Source organism: Larkinella terrae (assembly GCF_009668025.1).
Lineage (GTDB): Bacteria > Bacteroidota > Bacteroidia > Cytophagales > Spirosomataceae > Larkinella > Larkinella terrae.
The window spans coordinates 506,523-528,382 of the sequence record NZ_WJXZ01000001.1 but is presented as its reverse complement, the minus strand read 5'-3'; the positions used below and the strand labels follow the sequence as shown (position 1 = coordinate 528,382).

Here is a 21,860-nt window from a genome sequence, read left to right as displayed (position 1 = left end):
AAATTCAGATTTTCCCTTTCTTCGCTTTGCCCCCAACCCCCTAAAGGGGGCTTTAATCGGCATTTCAAAGCCCCCTTTAGGGGGTTGGGGGCAAAGCGAAGAAAGGGAAAATTATAAAATATTGACAGTCTCTAAAATGATGAACGCCAAATGTAAAAGTGTTTCCAGATCATGCACTTTTACATTTGGCGTTCATCATTTTACATTTATCATTCCCTTTAAACTCACTTCTTATCCCACCAAACCTTGCTCAGGTACGTATCGCCGTTCGCCATGCGTGACGACGCTTCGTTGTAGTTGGTGGCATTCCGCAGCCGTTCGGTGCTCGAATAAACGCCCCGGCGCGGAATCTGGCCGTTGGTGGTGCCCGGATTCGGACCCGGTTTTAATTTAGGGTAACCCGTCCGACGCCATTCGGCAAACGCTTCGTAATGCCGCATGAAGAGGCTCAGCCACTTCTGGGTCATGATCTGCTCCAGTTGTTCCTCCGACGTACCCGTCAGCTTTCCTTCCCGCGCGATGTAGGCGGCAATGTCGGCTTCGGCGATGGAATACGGCTGAATCTGCATCGCGGCCCGAATACCGGCCTGGTAGAAACCTTCGGCCTGCGCCGGGGTCAGTCCGCCCCAGCCCAGCAAAGCCGCTTCGGCCTTGAAAAACAGGTTGTCGGAATACGCCAGAAAAACGTACGGGAACGTCGCTTTCCGGTCGTTGTAAATGGCGATGTTGCCGTACGAATAATCATCGCGGTTGATGATCACGCTGCTGCCCAGCGCAACGCCCAATCCCCGGTAAATGGGTTTCCCGGCTTTTTTGGAATTCTCGGTTGGCTCGGCAATGCGCGGCAGACGCGGGTCGTTTTTCGCCAGCAACATATCGATAAACGGAGCGGCCATCTGGTTCAGTTCTTTACTGCCGTTGTAACCACCAATGATCGGGTGATAACCGAACGGATTACCATCCTGAGTCACCGTCGGCATGGCGCCGTTGTCGGCGTTGCTTTCAATCAGGGGCGCTTTCAGGGCTTCCTCAACGGTTTTTCGCGACAAAGCCGCATCCGCGTAGCGAAGCCGCATGCCCAGCCGGAGTTTCAGGGAGTTGCCTAGTTTCCGCCATTTGGTAACGTCACCTTTGTAAACAAAATCCGCATTGGCGTACGACACATCCGTCGCAGTCAGTTGGCTAATAGCCGCATCCAGATCCGTAATCAACGATTTGTAGATGTCTTCCTGCTTGTCGTATTTCGGTAACAAAATCAGGTTATCGTCGGGCAAACCGGCCTGCGTGTACGGAATATCACCCCAGAAATCGGTCATGCGTTGCCAGAAATAAATTTCCGTGATTTTGGCAATCGCCAGTTTGGTCCGCCCGTTCGGGGTGCCTTCCTGCCCTTTCAGAACCTGTAACCGGATTTGCGCGAGGTTCTTGATCAGTTCGTAATGCGATGTCCAGTTGTTGGTTTCGTAAATGTCGCGGTCTTCGAGGTATTGTGAAGGTGCCGAGAGCGATCCGCTGGCCCATTGTTCCACCCACGAGCCGACCTGCCACCAGTTGGTGCCGTCGGCCAGAAAACCGTTCAGTTGCGCCTGCGAATACAGGTATTCGGCCGGAACGCTGCGGGGCTGGGTGGGCGAGGTGTTCAGTTCCTCAAAATTGTTGGTACAGGCCGATGCGCTGACGATCAGACCCAGGACCGGAAGCAGTATTTTTTTGGATATACGTTTCATGTTTTCGATGCAGTTTGGGTTCCGATCAGAAGTTCAGGTTTAAGTCTACACCAACGGTTCGCAGCAGTGGCAGCGAGTGTTGTTCCATTCCCATCGTGCCGGAATTGACGTTGATGGACGAGTTTTCCGGAGAAAAACCGTCCGTATGCCGTTCGAGATACCCGAGGTTGCGGCCATAAACCGCCAGCGAGGCTCCTCTGACCACTTTGTTGTTCTTGAGAATAGACGCCGGAAGCTGGTAGGAAAGCCGCAGTTCGCGGATCGCAACGTAGCTGGCGTCGTACAGAAATTCTTCCGCAACGGCAAAGCCTTTGTCTGAAGCCACGCGGTTCCAGTAGGCCTGAGCGGTTGTCGGAATATCGTTGGGCTGACCCGTGCTGATCCACTGGTTTCCCTCCCGACGCGCCTTGATACCGGATGCGATCAAACCGCCTTCCCGGCCTTCGAGCGTGCGTTTCGAGGTTCCGTAAGCGGCTTCCTGTACGCGTCCCTGCGAGAAGATTTGACCACCCTGCCGGATGTCGATCAAACCGCTCAGCGATAATCCTTTGTAGGAGAAGCTGTTGGTAATCCCGCCAATCCATTTGGGCGTTGCGTTGCCAATAGCGACGGTTCCGATGCTCTGCACAATCGGCAAGCCTTTGTCGTCGATCAGGCGGTTGCCATTGGCGTCTTTCAGCCAGGCATAATCGGCCGCTTTCAACTGGCCGTAGGGCTCGCCCGGTGCGGCTACGACGCGGATGTTGCGGTCGGAACCCACCACGATTTCGTTCACCCCGTCGATCAGTTCGAGGACTTTGTTGCGGTTCGCTGAGAAGTTGAAGCCCAGATCCCAGGAAAAACCGTTGGCGAGTTTAACTGGCGTTCCCGCAATCAGAAACTCGATCCCTTTGTTTTCGATCCGACCGGCGTTAGTCAACTTGCTGCTGTAACCGGTTGACTGCGAGATGACAATCGGCAAAATCTGGTTGCTCGTCACCGAATGGTAATACGTGAAATCCAGGTTCAGGCGGTTTTTCAAAAACCGTAATTCGGCACCGGCTTCGTAGGAGGTTTTCAACTCGTTTTTCAGATTCGGATCGACAACTGTGCTGGTGTAAGTTGCCAGCGGCTGATTCAGGAAGGTGTTGGCATTCAGACCATAATAACCCAGCGTTGAATACGGATCGCCCGAGCGGCCAGCCTGGGCGTACGAAGCCCGCACTTTGAAGTAATCCAGCGCCGGAATATTGAGCGGAATCGCGTCCGTTACGGCCCAGCTCAGCCCAACGGATGGGTAGAAAAACGAACTGTTGGTGACCGGGAGCGTCGACGACCAGTCGTTCCGCGCCGACACATCGAGGAACAAATAGTTACGGAAACCAACGCTGGCCTGCCCGTAAACGGAGTTGATGACCGATTCGGCCACACCCAGCCGGGGCGTGTTCAACACCGTCCGGCCGATGGCGTACAGACCCGGAATGCTGAGCTGGGTTCCGGCATTGCCCGTGATGCGGTATTTGTTGCTGAGGTGGTTGGCACCAAAGTTGGCGTTGATTGAAAAATCACCAACTTCCTTGTTAATCATCAGCAATCCATCCACGTTTTCCGTTTTGTTGTACTCCACGTTCTCGAAAACGTCACCGGTTTGCGAAATGCGTGTTCCGACGGCTTTCCAGCCAAACTGCCGTTCATAGTACAAATCCGTTCCGTAACGAACTTGGACGTTGATGCCTTTCGCCAGCTCGTAATTCAGTTTGGCGTAGGCAATGATCCGGTCGCGGGTATCTTCGTTGTGGGTATTGTTGATGGTCCAGAATGGGTTGGAAGTCACCGAGTTACTTTCAAAAATCTTCTCACCGCCGACAAAAAAACCGTTGCCGCCCAGGTCCTGCGAGTAGCGAATGTCTTTGGCCGTGTATTCATACCGCTTCAGGCCATCCATGTTCAGACTCCGCGGCACGTACAAAAACCGGTAAACCGGGTTCAGACCGTCGTCGCCGACGTACGGGCGGTTATTCACAAACTGGTTGACGTAATTGACTTTCGTGTCCAGGTTCAGGCCTTTGGCAATATCCGCCGAGAGTTTCACCGTTACCGAGTTCCGGTTCAGTTTGTTGGTCGGCGTAAAACCGTCGTTGGTCAGGTTGGTCAATGAAAAGTAGTAATTCACTTTTTCACCGCCCCCGTCGACACTGACGGTATTCATAGCCTGTTTTTCCGGACGAAAAAAAGCCGTGTATGGATCGGTGACGGGTGAATAACTCACCGTATCGCCCCACATATCTTCGATCTTCTGCCCCTGCATTTTCGGGCCCCAGCTTCCGCGCGTTGTCGGGTTGCGGCCCGCACTCAGCTTCGGAATACCGCCCGTCAGCGTCGAGCTGAACGGCGCCACCACGCCGTTGGCCTGCCGGTAAAACGTGAACTGACCGTTGTAACCCTGCCCGTATTCGTTCTGGTAATCCGGTTTCACGAGGGCGTTACCGACGGAATAACTGCCGCTGTACTGAATAGACGGACGGCGGTTGCGCCGACCCGATTTAGTCGTGATGATCACCACGCCGTTGGCGCCCAACTGGCCGTACAGGGCCGCGCCATTAGGGCCTTTCAGGATGGTCATGGATTCAATATCGTTCGGGTTGATGTTCGAAATCCCATCGCCACCGTCCAGACCGCCCTGCAACTGAAACGAACTGATCGCCCGGCGGTTGGAGTTGTCGATCGGCACGCCGTCGATGACGTACAAGGGTTGCGAATTTCCTGATAACGAGGAGTTTCCCCGGATCACAATCCGCGACGAACCGGTCATCCCGCCCGCCGAAGACGTCACCTGCACCCCGGCCACTTTCCCCGACAGAGCCGTTCCCAGGTTCGTGACGTTGGATTGCGCCAGATCGGTGCCCTTAATTTCGCCGGCGGCATAGGTCAGCGCTTTTTTCTCCCGTTTAATCCCTAATGCCGTGACAACCACCTCGTTCAGGGTCTGATCGCCGGGCAGCAGCCGGACATTAATGACGCTCTGCGAGCCAACGGTGACCTCCTGTTTGGCGTAGCCCACAAAGCTGAAAACCAAAACCGCATTGCCGTCGGCCACGTTGAGCTTAAACGCGCCCTGGGCGTCCGTCGTCGTTCCCTGCGTGGTGCCTTTGATGGTGATGCTGACACCCGGCAGGCTCTCGCCTTTGTCGTCGGAAACCGTGCCTGAAACCGCCTGTTCCAGCGCGGCAACGGTGGCCGCGGGTTCTGCGGGCAGAATCTCGCCGGTTTTGCCTTTGGTCAGAATAATGCGGTTTTCGGAAACTTCGTACGTAATCGCCAGGGGTGCAAACAGCCGTTCCAGCACCGCCGAAAGTGGTTCGTTGGTCGCGACTACCGAAAGGTCACGGTCGACGCGGATGTTCTGCGGTACGTAAATGAATTTGACCTGCGTCTGCTTTTCAATCGTGGTCAAAACCTGTTTCAGCGATTTGTTTTTCAGTTGCAGACTGACGCGCTGGCTGAGCAATTCCTGCGTGGCCTGGTCCGGGCTGAACGAAAAACCGGTGTGCGAGACGGCCAGCAGCAGGAGCAGGTATGTCATCCGGCGGAGGTAAAACACGAACGGTCGGGTTAGTAGTCGTTTTTTCATGGTTTGTTCAATAAGGGGTGTCGCATTGTTACTTTGGATTTATTCGCCACATCCGGTTGCCAGGATGAGCACTTTGCCGTCGGTTACCTCGTAGGAACCTTCGAGTGATTTGCTGATCAGTCGCAGTTGTTCATACAGCGACAAGCCGGTCAGCGAAGCCGTCAGCGTGCATTTTTGCAGAAGCTGTTCGTTGTAAACGATGTCGATTTCGTACGTTTCTTCAATCCGCCGGAATACTTCGGCCAGCGGCACATCGTCGAAATCGAAGGAAACGGAAGCCGCATCTTTGGCGATAAAAACCGGATTTTCAACCAGTTCCTTGCGGAAAACTTCCTCTTTTGCGTTAAAAACCACCTGCTGATTCGGGGTCAGAACGACGCCGGTTACTTCCGGTTTGGCCGCATTCCGGTGTTGTTCGAGTTCTTTCCGCGAATAAACCGTCACGCGCCCGGTCCGTACGGCCACCGTCACCTGCGGGTTTTCGTCGTAGGCCTTCACCGTGAAACTGGTTCCAACGACACGCGTCACCACGTCGCGGGCGTACACCAGAAACGGAACTTTCGGATTCGGAACCACCTCGAAAAACGCTTCGCCTGTCAGCACCACCGCCCGCACCTGTTGACCAAAACCGGCGACGTGCTGAATCCGGCTGTTGGGCTGCAGCCGAACCGTGCTGCCATCCGGTAAGGTCACCCGAACCGGTTTGCTGGTCCGGTTGGCCTGTTCCACCACGCCGTCGCCGGATTGAGCCGTCGGCAGCAGTGCCATCAGCGCCAGCGGTTTTTGCGGGATTCGCCACACGAACCAACTGACGCCCAGCAGCAGAACCACGGCCGCAGCCACATACCATACGCGCCGTAAAACCGGCATTTTCTGGTGCGTGGGTTGCCGGATTCGCCGTATGATCTGACCGGTTTCGTCCGCCAGCGCGGCTTCGGTAACCGCAGCATCCGGGATGTTCAACGCTTCCAGAATATCCTTGGCGAGCAGCGCTTCGGCCCGGTTCGGATGCGCCTGCGCCATCCAGTCGGACCAGAAAGCCGCAGCCGCTGCGTCGCGGTTATAGACCCAGGCGATGAACAAATCGTCGGTTAAAAAATCTTCGGCTTTGTAATGCTGATACGCCTGCATAATGAGGTGGTACGGTTCCCGGAGCTCTGTGGATATTGGGAGATAGAACGTTTTTTCAGGTTGATACCCACTTTCGTGCGATTTTTTTGTTGGCAGGAAATTTCTCGACTTGTTACTATTTTTTACAGATAATCCACTAATTTGGGAAGATAATGACTTGTGAAAGCAACCGCGTAAACCTATTTTAATGTCCTGTCCACCGATGCAATGGAAACTAAACTGACCGATCCGGATCTCTGGGAGCGGATTCGGGCTGGGGATGAGCTGGCTTTTGAAGAACTCATCCGGCGTTTTTACCGGCCGTTATACCACTACGGGTCCAAGTTTACCCGTGACGTCGATGTGCTCAAGGATGGCATTCAGGATCTGTTTGTGGAACTCTGGGCCTACCGCCGGAACATTGCCCAGACGGAATACGTGCGCGTCTATCTCTTCAAATCGTTACGGCGAAAACTCTACAAAGAATCCATCCGGCGGGGGTATACGGAATCGATGGAAGACGATTTTTTGGAAGGGTCGTTTTTTGAGGAAAGCTTTGAAGACGAACTGATCCGGACGGAACTGTCGGCCTACCAGCGCAGCCGTCTGGAGAATCTGCTGAAAACCCTGACCGACCGCCAGCAGGAAGCCGTTCACCTGAAATTTTTTGCGGCTTTGCCCAACGATAAAATCGCGGAAGTGATGGGGCTCAACTACCAGTCCGTGGCCAATCTGCTCCACCGGGCGGTGAACAAGCTGCGCGACGGCTGGCACACCTTACTGCTTTAATCGGCGACCGGTTTTTCCTCCTGCTAAATAAAATCAAACAAACGGTCTGACTAGTTGTATCTGTTTGTACAGATTCAAAGTGCTTTTCACGTGATTGTCACCTTTACGTTATTGCGGTATCCGCCCCGGCGCTGGTACCGGGCTTTTGCCAACATGGGCCGCTGGATTATGACTCCGTTTCAGGCCGAAGGATTGCGGTTTCAGAAAATGATGGGCTGCGGGCGGAATTTCGGCCTGATCCCGGATTTGTCGGCCTATGTTTTTCTGGGTGTCTGGACGGACGAAAAAACCGCCCGGCTTTTTTTCGAATCCGATCGCTGGAAAAGCATTTGCGGGGAAACCAGAGAAACCGGCACGCTCTACCTGAATCCCATCCGCTCGCACGGCGCCTGGGATGGCCAAAATCCCTTTGAAACCGCTGCCAGCCCGCGTTCGGGCGGTTTTCCGGTGGCGGTTTTGACCCGCGCTACCATTCGGCTGGCGGCTTTGCCCGATTTCTGGCGACACATTCCGCAGGTTCGGCAACGGCTGAAAACCCACGCCAACGACCTGCTGCTGGCCATCGGCGTGGGTGAAAAGCCGGTTTTGCAGCAATGCACGATCAGTGTCTGGAAGAACGAAAAAGTGATCGAACAATTCGCGTATCGCCAAAGCGGCCACAAAGAAGTGGTTCGGCGGACGCGCGAAAAGCGGTGGTATTCCGAAGAATTATTTGCCCGGTTTCAGGTTGTGAACAGCGAAGGCACGTTTAACGGCAAACCGCTGCCATTGGAAACCGAAACGGCTTTTATTGCACCCGCCTGAACTGCAGGCTGCGGCCCAGCCAGACAAATTTCCAGTAGCCCCGAACGCTGAGCTGATCGGGCTTTACCAGCCGCACTTCCGTATCGAACGTATGGCCGGTATTCGGGTCATATACTTTACCGCCACCCCATTTGTTCTCGCCCTGATACGTCAGATTTTCGACGACTCGCAGGCCCAGCCAGGAGCGGCTGCGTAAGGCTGGATCCGGATTTTCGGAATCCAGACATTGCTCCATCGTTGGCGTTCCGGGCGGGCAATAAAACCAGATCATCTGTCCGGAAAACCGGTGATCTTTGTCTTCGTGCATCTCAATCCGGAGGTCTTTGTCGGCAGATTCCCAAACGCCCACAATCCGGTTGGGCGACATAGGGCCTGAAATACCCGTCAGCAGGGGCAACAGCGCCGGTAAGAGAAACCACCCAGGGATTTTTTGCTTCTTCATCGTACGGTAGGTAATTAAAATTGGATTCGGACTCCGGTATAAATGCCAAAATGAGACGCGTGAGCGGTATTGGCGGACGTCAAATGGTTGAGCCGCCAGATGCAGTCGACGGAAAACAGGTTGAAAATATTTTCGACCCCAACGCCCACCTCCGCGTAGGGCGTGCGCCCCGTGGTTTTGAATGAATTGATTTGATTGAAATTCCGGCAGGTCTGGGCCAGATCGCCCCAGAAAAAATTGGCCGTCACGCGTTCGCGCAGGTCGAACTGGTTGAGCAGGGGAATCTTGTTCAGGATCAGTCCGCCCAGCGAATACCGGGTAATCAGACTTACGTACCGGTCGGCGGCAAATTCGTACGGACTCATGCCGTTGAAGGCATATTTATCGGCAACGAAATACGGATTTCCCCGCGGAATGTGCAGCAGTAACAACGGCACCGTCCCCAAAACCGCCCCACTGGTCAGGTTATAATACAAGGTTCCTTTCAACGGCATCGGCAGATTTTGCGACAGACTGACGCTGAATTTCAGGTAATCGAAATACGTATTCCTGAAAACCGGTACACCGCCCGCTACGTGAAATTGCCAGACCGGATACCAGCTGTTCAACCGGATTTTATCGTAGTTGAGAATGGTCGTTCGCTCGTTGCGGGCGTAGCGGAAATAGACGCCGATTTCGGAGTTCGTCAGGACGTGCAATTGCCGATGGGACGTGTCCGAAGGGTTTTCCACCCGTCTCGACGGCAGATAGCTGAACCGGAACGAGGGCGACAGCGAACCGTAATTGACGTATAGCTTCGACGACCAGTTCGGACTTAAATCGCGCTCGTGGCTGAGCCGGACCTGCCGCATGAAATTCTGAAAAGCGGGAATCGGTTTGCGTAAAGCCAGCGTAAACAGGTTGTCGTTGTCGAGCTGATCGTCGTATTCTACCAGCGCATCGTAGTCATTCTTGAACGTCACTTCGTACTTGCGGTAGCGGTTTCGGTCGGGCACGTATTTGACGCCAAACACCTCTTTAAACCGCCGGTCGTGGGTGCCGTACGCCAGATACCCCCAGAAACACCAGTTCGGATCGAACCCTTCCATCGACCAGATGCTGGTCCGAAACCGCAGGCCTTCGATGCGGCTGGAACTCATGATGGAACTGAGCGGCCCCAACCGCCAGCGGTTGCCGACTTCCCAATAGCCACTGGCGATGAACGCGGCCATGCGGGTCGTTCTGCGAAACCGGGGCGTATTTTTCAGGGAATCGACGGCCTGATAAATCGCCTGCTCGTGCATCGTCAGGGGCCGGAGCCGGTACTCGTCCCGGAACGGTTTTGGGGTCGCCTGCTCGAGGGCCGTCGGGAAAAAATTGGCTGCCGTAACGCCGGACGGATCGATCTGGTACTGCGCGTAACTAGTGGTGTTGATCAGGTGTATCTGTCGACTCGTCGAATCTTCCCGGGTGGGAATTCCGAGCAGCGCCAGCCCATTTTTAAACGCAAAGTTCAGGCTGTTTTCGGTCATGAGCCACACGGTTTCCCGGTTTGCGTCGGTCAGGGGCGCAAACGTCTGCCGGACCAGCAGTTGCTGGACAAAATTCATGTTTACGCCGGGGCTGGTCGCCAGGTCCACCTGCCGGATGGCGTAACTGTCGGCGTCGATCAACAGCGTTCCTTCGAACGTGTTTTCGTGTTTTCTTTTCGGATGAAACCGCAACCGGTACGTGTTCATCCCGTTATCGATTAGGGTGTCGGGCGGAGAAAAGGCGTAATAGGCCAGTCCCAGATCCGAAACCGGTCCGACAAACGATTGCTTGAGAATCGGAATAACGCCGTCGTAGATGTCGAACGGAATAATAAACCGCTCGAGTTTACTGGCGAGTTCATCGGTTTTCAGCCCCAGGTTTTGTTCGGCAACCACGTACGATGCGGTGCTTTGGGGCGAGTGCCGATGATGTTCACGGCTGTACTGTTCCCGGAAAAAAATGGGTACCGAACTCATCGAAGCCGTATCGTGCTCGTAATGCTGGTAAACCTGCTGTAGATTACCCATGAACGTACCCGCCCGGCTGGCCGACAGGTTTTCGATCAGGACCTCCATTCGTCCGTACGTTTCGCGCAGCCAGGCTTTGCGGTTTTGCGGATCGTTGGTGCGTTTGTGGGCAATGATCTGGCGCATCAGCGCTTTGCCCGGATCGTGGTACCCCGTGACGGTCACTTCCTGCAACAAACCGGTAATGGCCTTCAGCCGGACCCGAATGGTGTCGACCCGGGCGAGCGTGACGGGGATGAGGGCGGTTTCGTAGCCGACCTGCGAGAGGATCAGCGTATCGGATTCGTACCGGACGGTTAGGCTCAACCGGCCGAGTTCGTCGGACGCGTTGCCGTTTTTCCCCTTTTTGAGATACCCGCTCACAAACGGTACGGCCGCACCGGTTGCTGCGTCCGTCAGCCGGACGTTGATCAGCGGGGAGGAAGCCGGTTTGGGTTGCGCCTTAGAGAGTGTTCCCCATCCGGCCATCCAGGCCAGAAGCAGCCAGCGGTTCATCGGGCCGATTCGGCAGAAACGGATACCGGGTTCACTTCGGGTGACCAGACTTCGGGCGAAGGGAATTCTTCATCGGCAACACCGGGCTGGAACGGTTGCAGCAGCAAATGGTTAAAAGACGCCCCGTCGGTCGGTTCGGGATGCGTATCGAGGCCAAAAACAATCTTATCGACGGCCAGCGTGCTGTAGGTTCCGAAAAGCCGGTCCCAGATGCTCAGGACATCGCCGTAATTGCTGTCGGTATATGGTTGTTCCATGTGGTGATGCACGTGGTGAACGTTCGGAGTAACCAGCACATAGCTTACCACCCGGTCAACCGATTCGGGCAGGCGGTAGTTGGCGTGGGCTGCGACGTTGGCGATGATCTGGATGAACTGCCGGGCCATGAGCGCCCAGAATGCGGGGCCGGTAACCAAAACCCACAACAGCAAAAACGTCAGCCGGATGAACGTTTCGCCGGGATGCTCCCGCAAAACCGTTGACACATCGACGTGCGGGTCTGCGTGGTGAACGGCGTGAAATCGCCACAGGTATCCGTAACGATGCATGACGACGTGGTAGCAATACTCCAGCAGATCGAGGATCAGAAAAACGGCCATAAAATGAACGAACGAATTGTCGGCGAAGGGGAGATGCCGCACCAGGCCCCAGTTATGGGTGTCGATCCAATCGAGTTCTTTTAGCAACAAAAGCCCGAGAAAAACCTGAACCAACCCATCCACCAGCGTGAAGCGGGCATTGGTCAACGCGTGACGCCACCGGCGGAAATCGAGTCGCCAATCTTGCCGGTTTTCGAGGTGCCAGAACAGGGCGATGGTAAAAATCAATAGCCCGATCCGGTGTGAATCGGGCACGTGGGCAAAGTACTGCGTTACGGGATGCATACGGTTCGTGATTCATGATAACGCCAGGAGATGGTAGCTGGACAGTTATAATTACTTACGGACCTTTGAACGGCAAACGTTGCCTGATTCAAAAAAAAATTATCAAATTTAGTTACAAAAATTACTCAATTTAATCTCATTTAAATAAGTCGATCCAGACGGACGCCCGCGCTCCCAGATTACTGCCTTTGGCGGTATTCAGAGTGCTGCGGAAATCGTACAGGTAATACGGCGACAACTGGGCCGAAATGCGCGGTCGTCGGTATTGAATACCGGCACCTAACATGAAATTGTGAAAAAACCGCGACTCGGTATCGGTTTCAAACGTATGTCGGCGCGGTTGCCTGTATAAATAGCTGTCGAAGTCAACCTGCTGATAAGCAGATAGATCAAAGCTGGTGCCGGTCTGAATAAACAGCGACCAGGCGCGTCGCAACGGCACGTAATATTTCAGGCTAATGGGCAAACTGATGACAGACGTTTGAATGGAAATATTGGTGATGCGGTTAAACTGAGCTGGTAAATACGGCCGATATACTTCAATAAATTCCTGACCCGTAGCCTCGTTAAAATCACGCAGCGCCTGCAGGTTTTCGGTGCTCGACTGGCTGGCTTGCAGGCCGATGGATATACCTAAATTGGCGTCGGGAAAAACCTCTACCGCAGGACCTAAGCCAATGCTGTTCAGGGTGGCCATGCTCTCGACGCCCACGCGGGGATGCAGGGAAGAAAGCCGGAACGGATGCCGGATTTTGGGGGCAACTGCCGCCGTGACCGGGGCCTGCGGAGCCTTAATCCCAACCACCGGCGAAACCGATTCAGCCGCTGCTGAATCGGCCACAGAACCGGTTTTTTCGGGAAGGCTGATCGGCGTAGAAGCCGCTGCGGAGTCGGGCGCAACAACCTCCCGGCCAGCGGTTTGGTTGGGTGCGTCTGGTGGTCGATTGGCCGATTTGTTTTTCAGCGAACGGCCCGCGTGGTTTCGGACTTTCGACGAGGCAATCAAACCACGGTTATCTACCCGGTTTCTGAGCGAACGTGAATTGTTGTTAAGCGAAAACCGAGAAGTTTCTGCGGGGCTTTTGGTCGGACTGGTCGTCCATTGGCCCTGTTCCGTTTGGTAATAATGGCGGTGATCCACCACGGTTCGTTTAACCACGTACACGGTATCCATCCGTTTGGCGGTTTGCGCAACGACTGGCGCCGGGGCCGGTCGGGTGGCGAGGTCCATTTTTTCGGTAAACTGCCGGATGACCTGCTGATTTTCGTGCAGACTATACAGCGTTGTCATCCAGCCGGTTAGCATCAGTGCGCTCAGCACCCAGCCGCCATGCTGGAGCATCCAGGGCCAGAATCCTGTGACGGGGAGCCGTTTTCGGAATCGGTTCCAGGCCGAAGACTGGTACGTTGTACGGACCGATTCCAGGTTCTTTTTCAATAATTTGTCGAAACGTTCGTCAGACATAGTTTCGTCGGTTGACAGATGGTGTAGTGGTCCAATTCATAAGCAGTTCCTGCAGTTTTAACCGGGCTTTCGCCAGATTGGAGCGGGATGTTCCTTCGTTGATACCCAGTAGCTGAGCAATTTCGGGATGCGAATAGCCGTCCACGACGTGGAGGGAAAAAACGGTACGGTAAGCCGGTGGTATTTTTTGTACCAGACTCAGAATTTCCTCCGCCGAGATGCGTTCAAACAGATCATCGATTACCCCGACATCATACGCATTTTCCAGATCCGTCAGCGCCATTCGGGACTGGTGCTGCCGGTAATGATCGATGGCCGACCGAACCATGACGGTCCGAAACCAGGCGTCGAACGGTTGTTCGGGGTCGTAGTAACTAATTTTATTCAATACGCGTAAAAAACCGTCGTCGAACATTTCTTCGGCTTCTTCGCGGCTCGATGCATAGCGTAAACAGACGTTTACTCCGAAGCTGTAATAGGCTTCAAACAACTGCTTTTGGGCGGATTGTTTCCCATTTCGACATCCTTCAATAATATCGGGCAGGGGCAGCGATTTACCTCTTCGAAAAAACACAGATACGGACAGCGTTAGACTAAAGTAATCTACGAGTAATCCTGGCTTCACCGTTGCCTGCCCGCTGGTTTTTTTTCAATCTCAGGCAACGGCGGGGCATCAAAAGTTCGTATGGAAAATGGAAAGGGTTTCGAGACGACATGAATTCCCGTTGATAAAAACCGGTAAGCCGGATTCTGAACGAAATCGGCGAAAAGATACTATTTCTGTTTTATGTAAACCAAGAGGGGGAAAGAGCCGGGTTTTGCCCGGCTACTTTTTTGATAAACAATTTCCTTTTTTCAGCTGGATTTCGGCAAAACCTTTCTCTATGAAACAATCCTTTGTCGCGTGGTTTAGTCTGGTTGGTGCGGCTTTTTGCGAAATGGGCTGGACGTATTCCGTGAAATTTCTGCAGGTAAATGAACTGAAAACGCTGCGCTGGGCCACCTTTTACCGGCTCGACGGCGGTTTGCCCATTCTGGGTCCGTGGCTGGCTTATTTTGTTTTCGGCGTGGCCAACACGGTTTTGCTGGCGCTGGCCATGCGCACCATCACTACGTCGACGGCTTTCGCGGTCTGGATGGCGCTGAGCCTGATTTTTACAAAATTAGTGGATGTCTTCTGGCTAAAATCGAACTGGACCTGGCCGGAATTGTGCTTTATGGGCCTGATTCTGATCGGCGTGGTCGGCCTGAAAGCGGTTAACGTTTCGTAGCAGTTTTCCCGCAATTCCGGATTACAGAATCACTATCAACTCTTTCAGATGGTGGATTTCGTAGGTCGGAGCGGGGCCTTCGAGCGGCAGGCTGGCGGCATTGTAATACACCACATCCATGCCCGCATTCTGCGCTCCGCAGACGTCGGCTTCGTAATTGTCGCCAATCATCAGACTTTCCCGCAGCGACGCGCCCGACGCTTCCAGCGCAAATTCAAAAATGCGCGGTTCCGGTTTTTTGGCTTCGGCTTTCTGAATCGTGATGACGTGCTGGAAATAATCGGTCAGGCCCGAACTCGCCATTTTAAGGGCCTGAATTTCATCAAAACCGTTGGTGATGATGTGGAGCGCGTAGCGGTTTTTCAAATACTCCAGGGCTTCCACGGCCGATTCCATCAGGTGCGGTTTTCGGGGCAGCAGTTCCAGGTAAGCCTCGTTCATCTCGTCACAAACCGAATGGTCCGAAACACCGACGGCATCCATCACCATCCGAAACCGGTATTTCCGGATGTCGGTGTGTGTCAGTCGGTTATTGTAGAAATCCGACCAGAGCCGGTTGTTGATGCTGATGAAGTGACGGTTGAATTCTTCCGCCGAACCCACGCCGATTTCGGAGAGCCGAAACCGGTCGTATAAATCAAAAATGGATTCCGTCGAGTTGCGATCAAAATCCCAGAGTGTGTGATCGAGATCGAAAAAAAGGTGTTTATACATAGCTGCACAGAACGCATTTTCAAAAAGGCATACGTTCATTCAATCGGGCACCAAACGAAATTCGTATATTCATTCGTACTGCAAAGTTCGCTTAAAAATTTCAGGAGTTCCAGCTAAAATTTTTTGAAAGATTTGATGTGGTTTTCAACCCTTTGGCATTATTTTGGGTCTAACCAATACGCCGGTAGAAAAAGTACAATTGAATCCTTGAATAAGGCTGAAATGTTGAAATGATTACGAATTGAAGTTTTTTTTACAATTCGCACAATAAAGTGTTGTATTTTGACTGATTAGTATGAAAATAATTTCTCCGGCTATTGCAAAATAAAATGAAAATAGTTTATTTTGAGAAAAACAATCAGATCATTCACTAAAAATCCCAACGCTCACACACTATCGATACAAAGCTCTACGTTACCTAACTGATTACTGAAAATGGACAAATTGCAGGTTAGCGACAGTGAGCTTATATCCCTGTACATCCGCGGTAGTGAAAAAGCCTTCGAGAAGTTGGTACAGCGCCACAAATCGAAAGTTTATACCACGATTTATCTGATTGTAAAGGACCAGTACGTTGCCGAAGATTTAATGCAGGATACCTTCATCAAGGCCGTCGAAACATTAAAATCGGGAAAGTACAACGAAGAGGGTAAATTTTTGCCCTGGATTATTCGGATCGCTCACAACCTGGCTATCGACTTTTTTAGAAAAGAAAAACGCTACCCCAATGTAGTGTTTGAAGATGGTAGTAATGTGTTCAATACGCTGGAATTTGCCGAAGACTCGATTGAGTCGGTGCAGATTCGGCAGGAGACACATGAACATCTGCGTGAGCTGATTCAAAGGTTGCCCGAGCAACAACGACAGGTTCTGATTATGCGGCATTACGAGGAAATGAGTTTCCAGGAAATTGCCGATGCAACCGGAGTCAGTATCAATACGGCATTGGGGAGAATGCGTTATGCTTTAATTAATTTGCGTAAGCAGTTAAGCAAACGTTCCCCATACTATGATACAAATTTTTACCAACGATGACGTAATCCGGTATGTCTATGAAGAGACTTCCGCCGAAGAAAATCTTCTCATTGAAGATGCTCTGATGGCAGAACCGGAGCTAATGAGCTTCTATCTAGATACGCTCGAAGTGAAGTGTTTGATGAACAAAATCGAACGCACGCCTTCGGACCGTACGATTCAAAACATCCTGAATTTTTCGAGAAATTACGCGACAAACCCGTCCGTCTGATACCCTCAGGCCGACGGGTTTTGTTTTCTCCGCTTAGCTCTATTTTCTCAGCTCAACTCTGCGAAATAATTTTTTATGTCGCGGAGTTAAGCTGAGAACAGCAGAGTTAAGCGGAGGGAGTTATCTTTGCTTTATGCAAAAAAAAGAACGCTTTCGGCTGTTTCTCGATTATTTCATTACCCACTTTCCGGAGCCGGAAACCGAACTGAATTACCGCAATCCGTACGAATTGCTGGTGGCGGTTATATTGTCTGCGCAGTGTACCGATAAACGGATCAATCAGGTAACTCCGAAGCTGTTCGAGCGGTTTCCCGAGCCGGAATCGCTCGCGGCGGCATCGGTTGAAGAGGTGTTTAGTTACATCCGGAGTGTGTCGTATCCGAACAACAAAGCCAAACACCTGGTCGGCATGGCGAAGGTTTTGACGACGGAATTTGATTCGGAGGTACCGGCCAAAGTGGATGACCTTCAGAAAATGCCGGGCGTGGGCCGAAAAACCGCCCATGTGATTACCTCCCTGATTTTTAACCAGCCAACGATGGCCGTTGATACGCACGTTTTTCGCGTGTCACACCGGCTGGGTCTGGTGCCGAAAACCGCTACGACTCCGCTGGCGGTGGAGTTAGCGCTGGTCAAATACATTCCCACCCAGTACGTTCCCAAAGCGCATCACTGGCTCATTCTGCACGGGCGGTATGTCTGCATTGCCCGCGTGCCAAAGTGCTCGGAATGCGCGCTGACGCATTTTTGTAAATACTATTCCGAACTATGATTACGGTGATTTGAATGATGACAGTGATTTTAAAAATTTGAAATGATGCTTAGGGTTTTCGGCCTTTGCGGATCATACTCATCAATTCAGTTACTTCTAATTTATTTAATCACTGTCATCATTCAAATCACCGTAATCACCGGTCAATATTGCTCAACTCCCGCGAAGAAGAAATCACCTTCGATTTTCGCGTTTTCGTCCGAGTCCGAACCGTGGATGGCGTTGGCTTCGATCGACTTGGCAAACAGTTTCCGGATCGTTCCTTCTTCGGCCTGAGCCGGGTTGGTCGCGCCAATGAGCTTGCGGAAATCAGCCACGGCATTGTCTTTTTCCAGGATCATCGGAATGATCGGTCCGGATGACATGTACGTCGTCAAGCCATCATAAAACGGCCGCTCGCTGTGAACCGCGTAGAACTGCCCGGCGCGTTCTTTGGTGAGCTGGATTTTCTTCAGAGCTACAATCCGAAAACCGGCTTCTTCGATCATTTTAATGATGGCACCGGAATTACCCTCGGCTACCGCGTCGGGCTTAATCATTGTGAATGTACGGTTGGTCGTCATCAGGTTGTGAAACAAAATATTATTTGGCTTCAAAGGTATAAAGATTAGATAACAATTCTTCGTAATTTTGCGAATTGATACCGCCCCGTCCAAACGGGTTAATTTGTAAATGCAAGACTTCGACGCCATCCGTGATTTGATTGATAAGCCCCAGACGGTGCTCATTACCACGCATCAGAACCCCGATGCCGATGCCATGGGCTCGTCGCTGGGATTGGCGGGATATCTGAAAAAACGCAACCATCACGTCACGGTGATTGCACCAACCGAATACCCCGAAAACCTCAACTGGTTGAGCGGAAATGACGAAGTGATCGTTTTTGAAGAAAAGAAACGGGTTGAAATCAGTCAATTGTTCGAGCAGGCCGACGTCATTTTTTGTCTGGACTTTTCGGTGCTAAACCGCATTCGTGACCTGGAGCCGCTGGTGCGGCAGTCGCGCGCCAAAAAGGTAATGATCGATCATCACCTCGAACCGGAATCGTTTGCCGATTACGCGTATTGGGATACGAAAGCTGCGGCAACGGCGCAGCTGATTTTCCAGTTGATCGACCGGTTTGGCGATAAAAACCTCGTCGATGTGCCGATGGCCGAGTGCCTTTACGCCGGAATCATGACCGATACCGGATCGTTCCGGCACGCAAACACCACGGGCGATGTGCACCGGGTGGTGGCCGAACTGATCGATATTGGCATTGAAGTGAGCCCCATTCATCGGCGGATTTACGACAATGTTTCCGTGGACAAACTGCGGTTTACGGGCTATGCGTTAGCCGAAAAACTGGTGGTTTTGCCGGAATACCGCTTTGCCTACATCACTATCACGGACGCGGAACTGAAGCGGTTTCGGTCAAAAATCGGTGATACTGAAGGGCTGGTGAACCAGGCGCTGGCAGTGGAAGGTGTGATTATGGCCGCCATTCTGATCGATCGGGGAGATGAGGTAAAAATGTCCTTTCGGTCGGTCGGTGATTTTTCGGTACGCGACCTGGCCAGTCAGCATTTTAGCGGAGGTGGTCACAAAAACGCAGCCGGTGGCCGAACGACGCTGTCTCTGAAAGAAACGGAAGAAAAATTGTTGAGCGTATTGCCTGCTTATCAGGAGCAATTGCTGGAGACGGTTTAGGCTTTCAGCTTGAAAACAGCGAATAATGAATGTTGAATAACGAATAACGAAGTCGTTAGTTCCGGCAGAAACCGTAGACAGAATACCTTAAACCGAATATTTAACTTAAATAAATTACTGTTTGTGGTTTGTAGTTAGCCACAAATTCAAAACCAAACTACGAACGACAAACTCTAATTTCATGAATCTCAAAACCATTAGTAAACTCTCTCTGCTGGTAGTGGTACTGGCCTCCTGCGACAACAACCGGGTGCAAGTAACCGAAAACGGCCTGAAGTACAAATTTCACGAAGATGTTGAAGATACGCGCAAGGCGAAAGTCGGCGACGTCATGACGTTTAACTTAACGGTTAAAAACAGCAAAGATTCGACCCTGGGTAGCAGCTACCTGAACGGTTCACCCGTGAAACAACCGTTGCAGGCATCGACATTCAAAGGCAGCCTCGAAGAAGGTCTGGCTTTATTGAGCAAGGGCGACAGCGCCACCATTTACGTCAATGCCGACTCGATTGCGGCCCGGTCGCAGCAACCGCTGCCACCGTTCATTCCGAAAGGTTCCGACATTGCCTATACCATCAAAATGATTGATATTCAGTCGATGGAAGAATTCCAGAAAGCACAGGTTGCGAACCGGGAAAAACAAAAAGGCACCGACGAGAAAACCATCGCCGACTACGTATCCAAGAATAAACTGGCCGGACAAAAAACCGCATCGGGCCTTTACTACGTGATTACGCAACCCGGCGCGGGACCCAATCCGGGCTCGGGCGATGTGGTTAAAGTGAAATACACCGGTAAACTGATGAATGGCAAGGTGTTCGACAGCTCCGACAAAAACCCGCAGACGCAGGCTGGAATTGACTTCCCGCTGGGTCAGGGTGCCGTTATCCCGGGTTGGGACGAAGGCGTTCGCCAATTGAAAAAAGGCGGAAAGGGAACGCTGATCATTCCGTCGGGACTGGCCTACGGTGTGGAAGGTGCTCCGGGCGCAATTCCGCCTAACTCCGTGATTATGTTCGATGTGGAACTGGTCGACATCAAGAAAGGTGCCGCACCAACGCCACCGACTATGCCACAAGGGGGCGGCCGGTAATCCACAAATCTGTCAACGAACCCGATACCAGATCCGTGTCGGGTTCGTTGTTTACAAATGGAGGGAACGATTCGTGTGAGAAGAAAGAACGCATTTAGAAAGACGAATGAGATGAAAGTGACGAAAAATTGGCAGAAATGGACCTTTGCCGTTTCGCTGATTGGGTTATTTATCGCGCAATGGAGTTGTGCGCCGGACCCGGGCGAAGCCCTGAACGACCGCAAACGACGCGAAAACGAGGAGGAAATCAAGGCATATATTGCTAAAAATAACCTGAACGCGGTCAAGGATGATGTGACCGGTGTGTATATCGTGAAAACAAAAAGCGTCCCTACCGGCCAGACTCCGGTGGAGGGCGACGAAATGCGCTATTATTTTGTGCAGCAGCGGCTGGACGGTCTCGTGGTTGACAGCTCCGAAACGGCGGCTAAAATACCGGGTATTGTCACCATCGGCGCACCTACTCAGGGGAAAATTACCGCCCGGCTTTACAACGGCCTGCAATTGCTGAAAGAAGGCGAAGAAGCCATTATTCTGGCGCCTTACGACCCCACCGACAACAAAAGCGGAAACCTGCTCCTGCCAGCTTATACGCCCGTTCGCTATGACATAAAAGTGGTGAGTGTTCGGACGGAGGAAGAACAGATTCAGGATTATCTGGTGGCAAAAGGACTGACGGCTGCCGAAAAGACGACATCCGGTTTGCGGTTTTTGCTAACCCAGGCTTATCCCGATTCCGCGTTGGTGAAGGTGGGACAAACCGCGAAGATCAAGTACAAAGGTACGTTGTTGAACGGGAATCAGTTTGACGCCAATTCCACCGGGGCTGATTTCAGCGTTGGCACCGGAGCGGTTATTGCCGCCTGGGACGAAGCGTTGGTCAAAATGCGGGAAGGGGAAAAGGCGACCATCGTGCTGCCTTCTGCCATCGGCTACGGAACTGCGGGAAAATCCCCGATTCCGCCGTATGCTCCGCTGGCTTTCGATATTGAAATCGTTAGTGCGAATTAATTGTCTTTTCATAAAAAATAGGCTGCTTTTCAACGAGGCAGCCTATTTTTGTTACTAAACAGATGTATGACGCTTTGTTTTGCTACCAATAATGCCAATAAACTGGCCGAGATTTCGGCGATGCTCGGCGATCAGTTTGAGTTAAAAACCCTGCAGGAGATTGGCTGCTTTGAAGAAATTCCCGAAACACAGGACACCATTCCCGGCAATTCGCGCCAGAAGGCCGAACACGTCTGGGACAATTACCGGGTCAATTGTTTTGCGGACGATTCGGGGCTGGAAGTGGATGCACTGAGCGGGGCGCCGGGCGTTCATTCGGCGTATTACGGTGGGTATCCGCGCAGCTACGAGAAAAACCTGAACCTGTTGCTGACCAATCTGGCCGGTGAAGCCGACCGAACTGCCCGTTTCCGAACTGTTATTACGCTGGTAATCGATGGTGAGTACTTTGTCTTTGAAGGGATAGCCGAGGGCAAAATCCTGACGGAACCGCGGGGCGACGGCGGTTTTGGGTACGATCCGATTTTCCAGCCCGACGGCTACGACCGAACCTTTGCCGAAATGAGAATGGAAGAAAAAAGCGCCATCAGCCACCGCGGAAAAGCGTTTGAAAAACTGGTGACGTTTCTGAAAAACCGCTAACCAACGGGCATAAAAAAATAGCTTCCCGGTTCGGGAAGCTATTTTTTTATGCTTGTA

General features: G+C 52.4%; 20 protein-coding genes. 10 read left to right on the top strand and 10 right to left on the bottom strand.

The features are described 5' to 3' along the window. Positions 1–224: 224 nt before the first annotated feature. Genes GJJ30_RS02095 through GJJ30_RS02085 form a run of 3 tightly spaced genes read right to left on the bottom strand, consistent with a single transcriptional unit; the run spans position 225 to position 6,468 of the window. The gene (locus GJJ30_RS02095) at positions 225–1,727 is read right to left on the bottom strand and encodes a SusD/RagB family nutrient-binding outer membrane lipoprotein (protein WP_154172649.1); all 1,503 of its coding nucleotides are present in this window, start codon (positions 1,725–1,727) and stop codon (positions 225–227) included. 25 nt (positions 1,728–1,752) lie between these two features. Beyond that, entirely contained in the window at positions 1,753–5,337 is a 3,585-nt protein-coding gene (locus GJJ30_RS02090; protein ID WP_154172647.1) for a SusC/RagA family TonB-linked outer membrane protein, read from the bottom strand. Positions 5,338–5,376: 39 nt separating this feature from the next. After that, positions 5,377–6,468: a FecR family protein gene (locus tag GJJ30_RS02085; protein WP_154172645.1), complete on the bottom strand. Its 1,092-nt coding sequence runs from the start codon at positions 6,466–6,468 to the stop codon at positions 5,377–5,379. A gap of 207 nt (positions 6,469–6,675) precedes the next feature. Here GJJ30_RS02085 and GJJ30_RS02080 point away from each other — a divergent pair, with 207 nt between their 5' ends. Both GJJ30_RS02080 and GJJ30_RS02075 read left to right on the top strand, forming a co-directional pair. Next, positions 6,676–7,236, top strand: coding sequence for an RNA polymerase sigma factor (locus tag GJJ30_RS02080; RefSeq protein ID WP_154172643.1), 561 nt, complete (start codon positions 6,676–6,678; stop codon positions 7,234–7,236). A 54-nt stretch (positions 7,237–7,290) separates the two neighbouring features. Next, a complete protein-coding gene (locus GJJ30_RS02075; RefSeq protein ID WP_229312904.1) occupies positions 7,291–8,040 on the top strand; it encodes a DUF3291 domain-containing protein in 750 nt (249 codons plus the stop codon). Here the strand turns inward: GJJ30_RS02075 and GJJ30_RS02070 are convergent. The 5 genes from GJJ30_RS02070 to GJJ30_RS02050 all read right to left on the bottom strand — a co-directional run bounded on the left by GJJ30_RS02070 (position 8,024) and on the right by GJJ30_RS02050 (position 13,939). Continuing rightward, on the bottom strand, positions 8,024–8,482 hold the full coding sequence (locus tag GJJ30_RS02070) for a DUF2147 domain-containing protein (protein ID WP_154172641.1): 459 nt from the start codon (positions 8,480–8,482) through the stop codon (positions 8,024–8,026). The two genes, GJJ30_RS02075 and GJJ30_RS02070, sit on opposite strands and share 17 nt — an antisense overlap. Before the next feature lie 14 nt (positions 8,483–8,496). Continuing rightward, positions 8,497–11,016 (bottom strand): DUF5686 family protein, encoded by a 2,520-nt coding sequence (locus tag GJJ30_RS02065; protein WP_154172639.1) that lies wholly within the window; start codon positions 11,014–11,016, stop codon positions 8,497–8,499. Next, positions 11,013–11,900, bottom strand: a complete 888-nt coding sequence (locus tag GJJ30_RS02060) for a sterol desaturase family protein (protein ID WP_154172637.1) — start codon at positions 11,898–11,900, stop codon at positions 11,013–11,015. The genes GJJ30_RS02065 and GJJ30_RS02060 overlap by 4 nt, the downstream gene beginning before the upstream one ends. A gap of 136 nt (positions 11,901–12,036) precedes the next feature. After that, a complete protein-coding gene (locus tag GJJ30_RS02055) occupies positions 12,037–13,365 on the bottom strand; it encodes a hypothetical protein (protein WP_154172635.1) in 1,329 nt (442 codons plus the stop codon). Beyond that, the gene (locus tag GJJ30_RS02050; protein ID WP_310588161.1) at positions 13,358–13,939 is read right to left on the bottom strand and encodes an RNA polymerase sigma factor; all 582 of its coding nucleotides are present in this window, start codon (positions 13,937–13,939) and stop codon (positions 13,358–13,360) included. Before GJJ30_RS02050 ends, GJJ30_RS02055 begins: the two co-directional genes overlap by 8 nt. A 310-nt stretch (positions 13,940–14,249) precedes the next feature. Between GJJ30_RS02050 and GJJ30_RS02045 the strand changes: the two genes are divergently transcribed. Next, the gene (locus GJJ30_RS02045) at positions 14,250–14,636 is read left to right on the top strand and encodes a DMT family transporter (protein ID WP_154172633.1); all 387 of its coding nucleotides are present in this window, start codon (positions 14,250–14,252) and stop codon (positions 14,634–14,636) included. 21 nt (positions 14,637–14,657) lie between these two features. Here the strand turns inward: GJJ30_RS02045 and GJJ30_RS02040 are convergent, their stop codons facing one another. Further along, on the bottom strand, positions 14,658–15,350 hold the full coding sequence (locus GJJ30_RS02040; protein ID WP_154172631.1) for a YjjG family noncanonical pyrimidine nucleotidase: 693 nt from the start codon (positions 15,348–15,350) through the stop codon (positions 14,658–14,660). A 435-nt stretch (positions 15,351–15,785) separates the two neighbouring features. Between GJJ30_RS02040 and GJJ30_RS02035 the strand changes: the two genes are divergently transcribed. The 3 genes from GJJ30_RS02035 (at position 15,786) to nth (ending at position 17,368) form a co-directional block, all read left to right on the top strand. Further along, entirely contained in the window at positions 15,786–16,385 is a 600-nt protein-coding gene (locus GJJ30_RS02035; protein WP_114405445.1) for an RNA polymerase sigma factor, read from the top strand. Beyond that, positions 16,360–16,596 (top strand): hypothetical protein, encoded by a 237-nt coding sequence (locus tag GJJ30_RS02030; protein ID WP_154172629.1) that lies wholly within the window; start codon positions 16,360–16,362, stop codon positions 16,594–16,596. The genes GJJ30_RS02035 and GJJ30_RS02030 overlap by 26 nt, the downstream gene beginning before the upstream one ends. A 133-nt stretch (positions 16,597–16,729) precedes the next feature. Then, positions 16,730–17,368: an endonuclease III gene (nth, locus tag GJJ30_RS02025; protein ID WP_154172627.1), complete on the top strand. Its 639-nt coding sequence runs from the start codon at positions 16,730–16,732 to the stop codon at positions 17,366–17,368. 143 nt (positions 17,369–17,511) lie between these two features. Here nth and GJJ30_RS02020 read toward each other — a convergent pair whose 3' ends face one another. Further along, entirely contained in the window at positions 17,512–17,931 is a 420-nt protein-coding gene (locus tag GJJ30_RS02020; protein ID WP_154172625.1) for a nucleoside-diphosphate kinase, read from the bottom strand. Positions 17,932–18,040: 109 nt separating this feature from the next. Between GJJ30_RS02020 and GJJ30_RS02015 the strand changes: the two genes are divergently transcribed. From GJJ30_RS02015 to rdgB, 4 genes are all read left to right on the top strand, one after another. Beyond that, positions 18,041–19,057: a DHH family phosphoesterase gene (locus tag GJJ30_RS02015; protein WP_154172623.1), complete on the top strand. Its 1,017-nt coding sequence runs from the start codon at positions 18,041–18,043 to the stop codon at positions 19,055–19,057. 181 nt (positions 19,058–19,238) lie between these two features. Then, positions 19,239–20,150: an FKBP-type peptidyl-prolyl cis-trans isomerase gene (locus GJJ30_RS02010; RefSeq protein ID WP_154172621.1), complete on the top strand. Its 912-nt coding sequence runs from the start codon at positions 19,239–19,241 to the stop codon at positions 20,148–20,150. A 111-nt stretch (positions 20,151–20,261) separates the two neighbouring features. Then, positions 20,262–21,161, top strand: a complete 900-nt coding sequence (locus tag GJJ30_RS02005) for an FKBP-type peptidyl-prolyl cis-trans isomerase (RefSeq protein WP_170299098.1) — start codon at positions 20,262–20,264, stop codon at positions 21,159–21,161. A 66-nt stretch (positions 21,162–21,227) separates the two neighbouring features. Next, a complete protein-coding gene (gene rdgB, locus GJJ30_RS02000; protein WP_154172617.1) occupies positions 21,228–21,803 on the top strand; it encodes an RdgB/HAM1 family non-canonical purine NTP pyrophosphatase in 576 nt (191 codons plus the stop codon). Positions 21,804–21,860: the final 57 nt, after the last annotated feature.

What these genes read in the sequence shown, in the direction of transcription:
- GJJ30_RS02095 (WP_154172649.1), bottom strand. Translation starts at nt 1,727, where the DNA reads ATGAAACGTATATCCAAAAAAATACTGCTTCCGGTCCTGGGTCTGATC.
- GJJ30_RS02090 (WP_154172647.1), bottom strand. Translation starts at nt 5,337, where the DNA reads ATGAAAAAACGACTACTAACCCGACCGTTCGTGTTTTACCTCCGCCGG.
- GJJ30_RS02085 (WP_154172645.1), bottom strand. Translation starts at nt 6,468, where the DNA reads ATGCAGGCGTATCAGCATTACAAAGCCGAAGATTTTTTAACCGACGAT.
- GJJ30_RS02080 (WP_154172643.1), top strand. Translation starts at nt 6,676, where the DNA reads ATGGAAACTAAACTGACCGATCCGGATCTCTGGGAGCGGATTCGGGCT.
- GJJ30_RS02070 (WP_154172641.1), bottom strand. Translation starts at nt 8,482, where the DNA reads ATGAAGAAGCAAAAAATCCCTGGGTGGTTTCTCTTACCGGCGCTGTTG.
- GJJ30_RS02065 (WP_154172639.1), bottom strand. Translation starts at nt 11,016, where the DNA reads ATGAACCGCTGGCTGCTTCTGGCCTGGATGGCCGGATGGGGAACACTC.
- GJJ30_RS02060 (WP_154172637.1), bottom strand. Translation starts at nt 11,900, where the DNA reads ATGCATCCCGTAACGCAGTACTTTGCCCACGTGCCCGATTCACACCGG.
- GJJ30_RS02055 (WP_154172635.1), bottom strand. Translation starts at nt 13,365, where the DNA reads ATGTCTGACGAACGTTTCGACAAATTATTGAAAAAGAACCTGGAATCG.
- GJJ30_RS02045 (WP_154172633.1), top strand. Translation starts at nt 14,250, where the DNA reads ATGAAACAATCCTTTGTCGCGTGGTTTAGTCTGGTTGGTGCGGCTTTT.
- GJJ30_RS02040 (WP_154172631.1), bottom strand. Translation starts at nt 15,350, where the DNA reads ATGTATAAACACCTTTTTTTCGATCTCGATCACACACTCTGGGATTTT.
- GJJ30_RS02035 (WP_114405445.1), top strand. Translation starts at nt 15,786, where the DNA reads ATGGACAAATTGCAGGTTAGCGACAGTGAGCTTATATCCCTGTACATC.
- GJJ30_RS02030 (WP_154172629.1), top strand. Translation starts at nt 16,360, where the DNA reads ATGATACAAATTTTTACCAACGATGACGTAATCCGGTATGTCTATGAA.
- nth (WP_154172627.1), top strand. Translation starts at nt 16,730, where the DNA reads ATGCAAAAAAAAGAACGCTTTCGGCTGTTTCTCGATTATTTCATTACC.
- GJJ30_RS02020 (WP_154172625.1), bottom strand. Translation starts at nt 17,931, where the DNA reads ATGACGACCAACCGTACATTCACAATGATTAAGCCCGACGCGGTAGCC.
- GJJ30_RS02015 (WP_154172623.1), top strand. Translation starts at nt 18,041, where the DNA reads ATGCAAGACTTCGACGCCATCCGTGATTTGATTGATAAGCCCCAGACG.
- GJJ30_RS02010 (WP_154172621.1), top strand. Translation starts at nt 19,239, where the DNA reads ATGAATCTCAAAACCATTAGTAAACTCTCTCTGCTGGTAGTGGTACTG.
- GJJ30_RS02005 (WP_170299098.1), top strand. Translation starts at nt 20,262, where the DNA reads ATGAAAGTGACGAAAAATTGGCAGAAATGGACCTTTGCCGTTTCGCTG.
- rdgB (WP_154172617.1), top strand. Translation starts at nt 21,228, where the DNA reads ATGACGCTTTGTTTTGCTACCAATAATGCCAATAAACTGGCCGAGATT.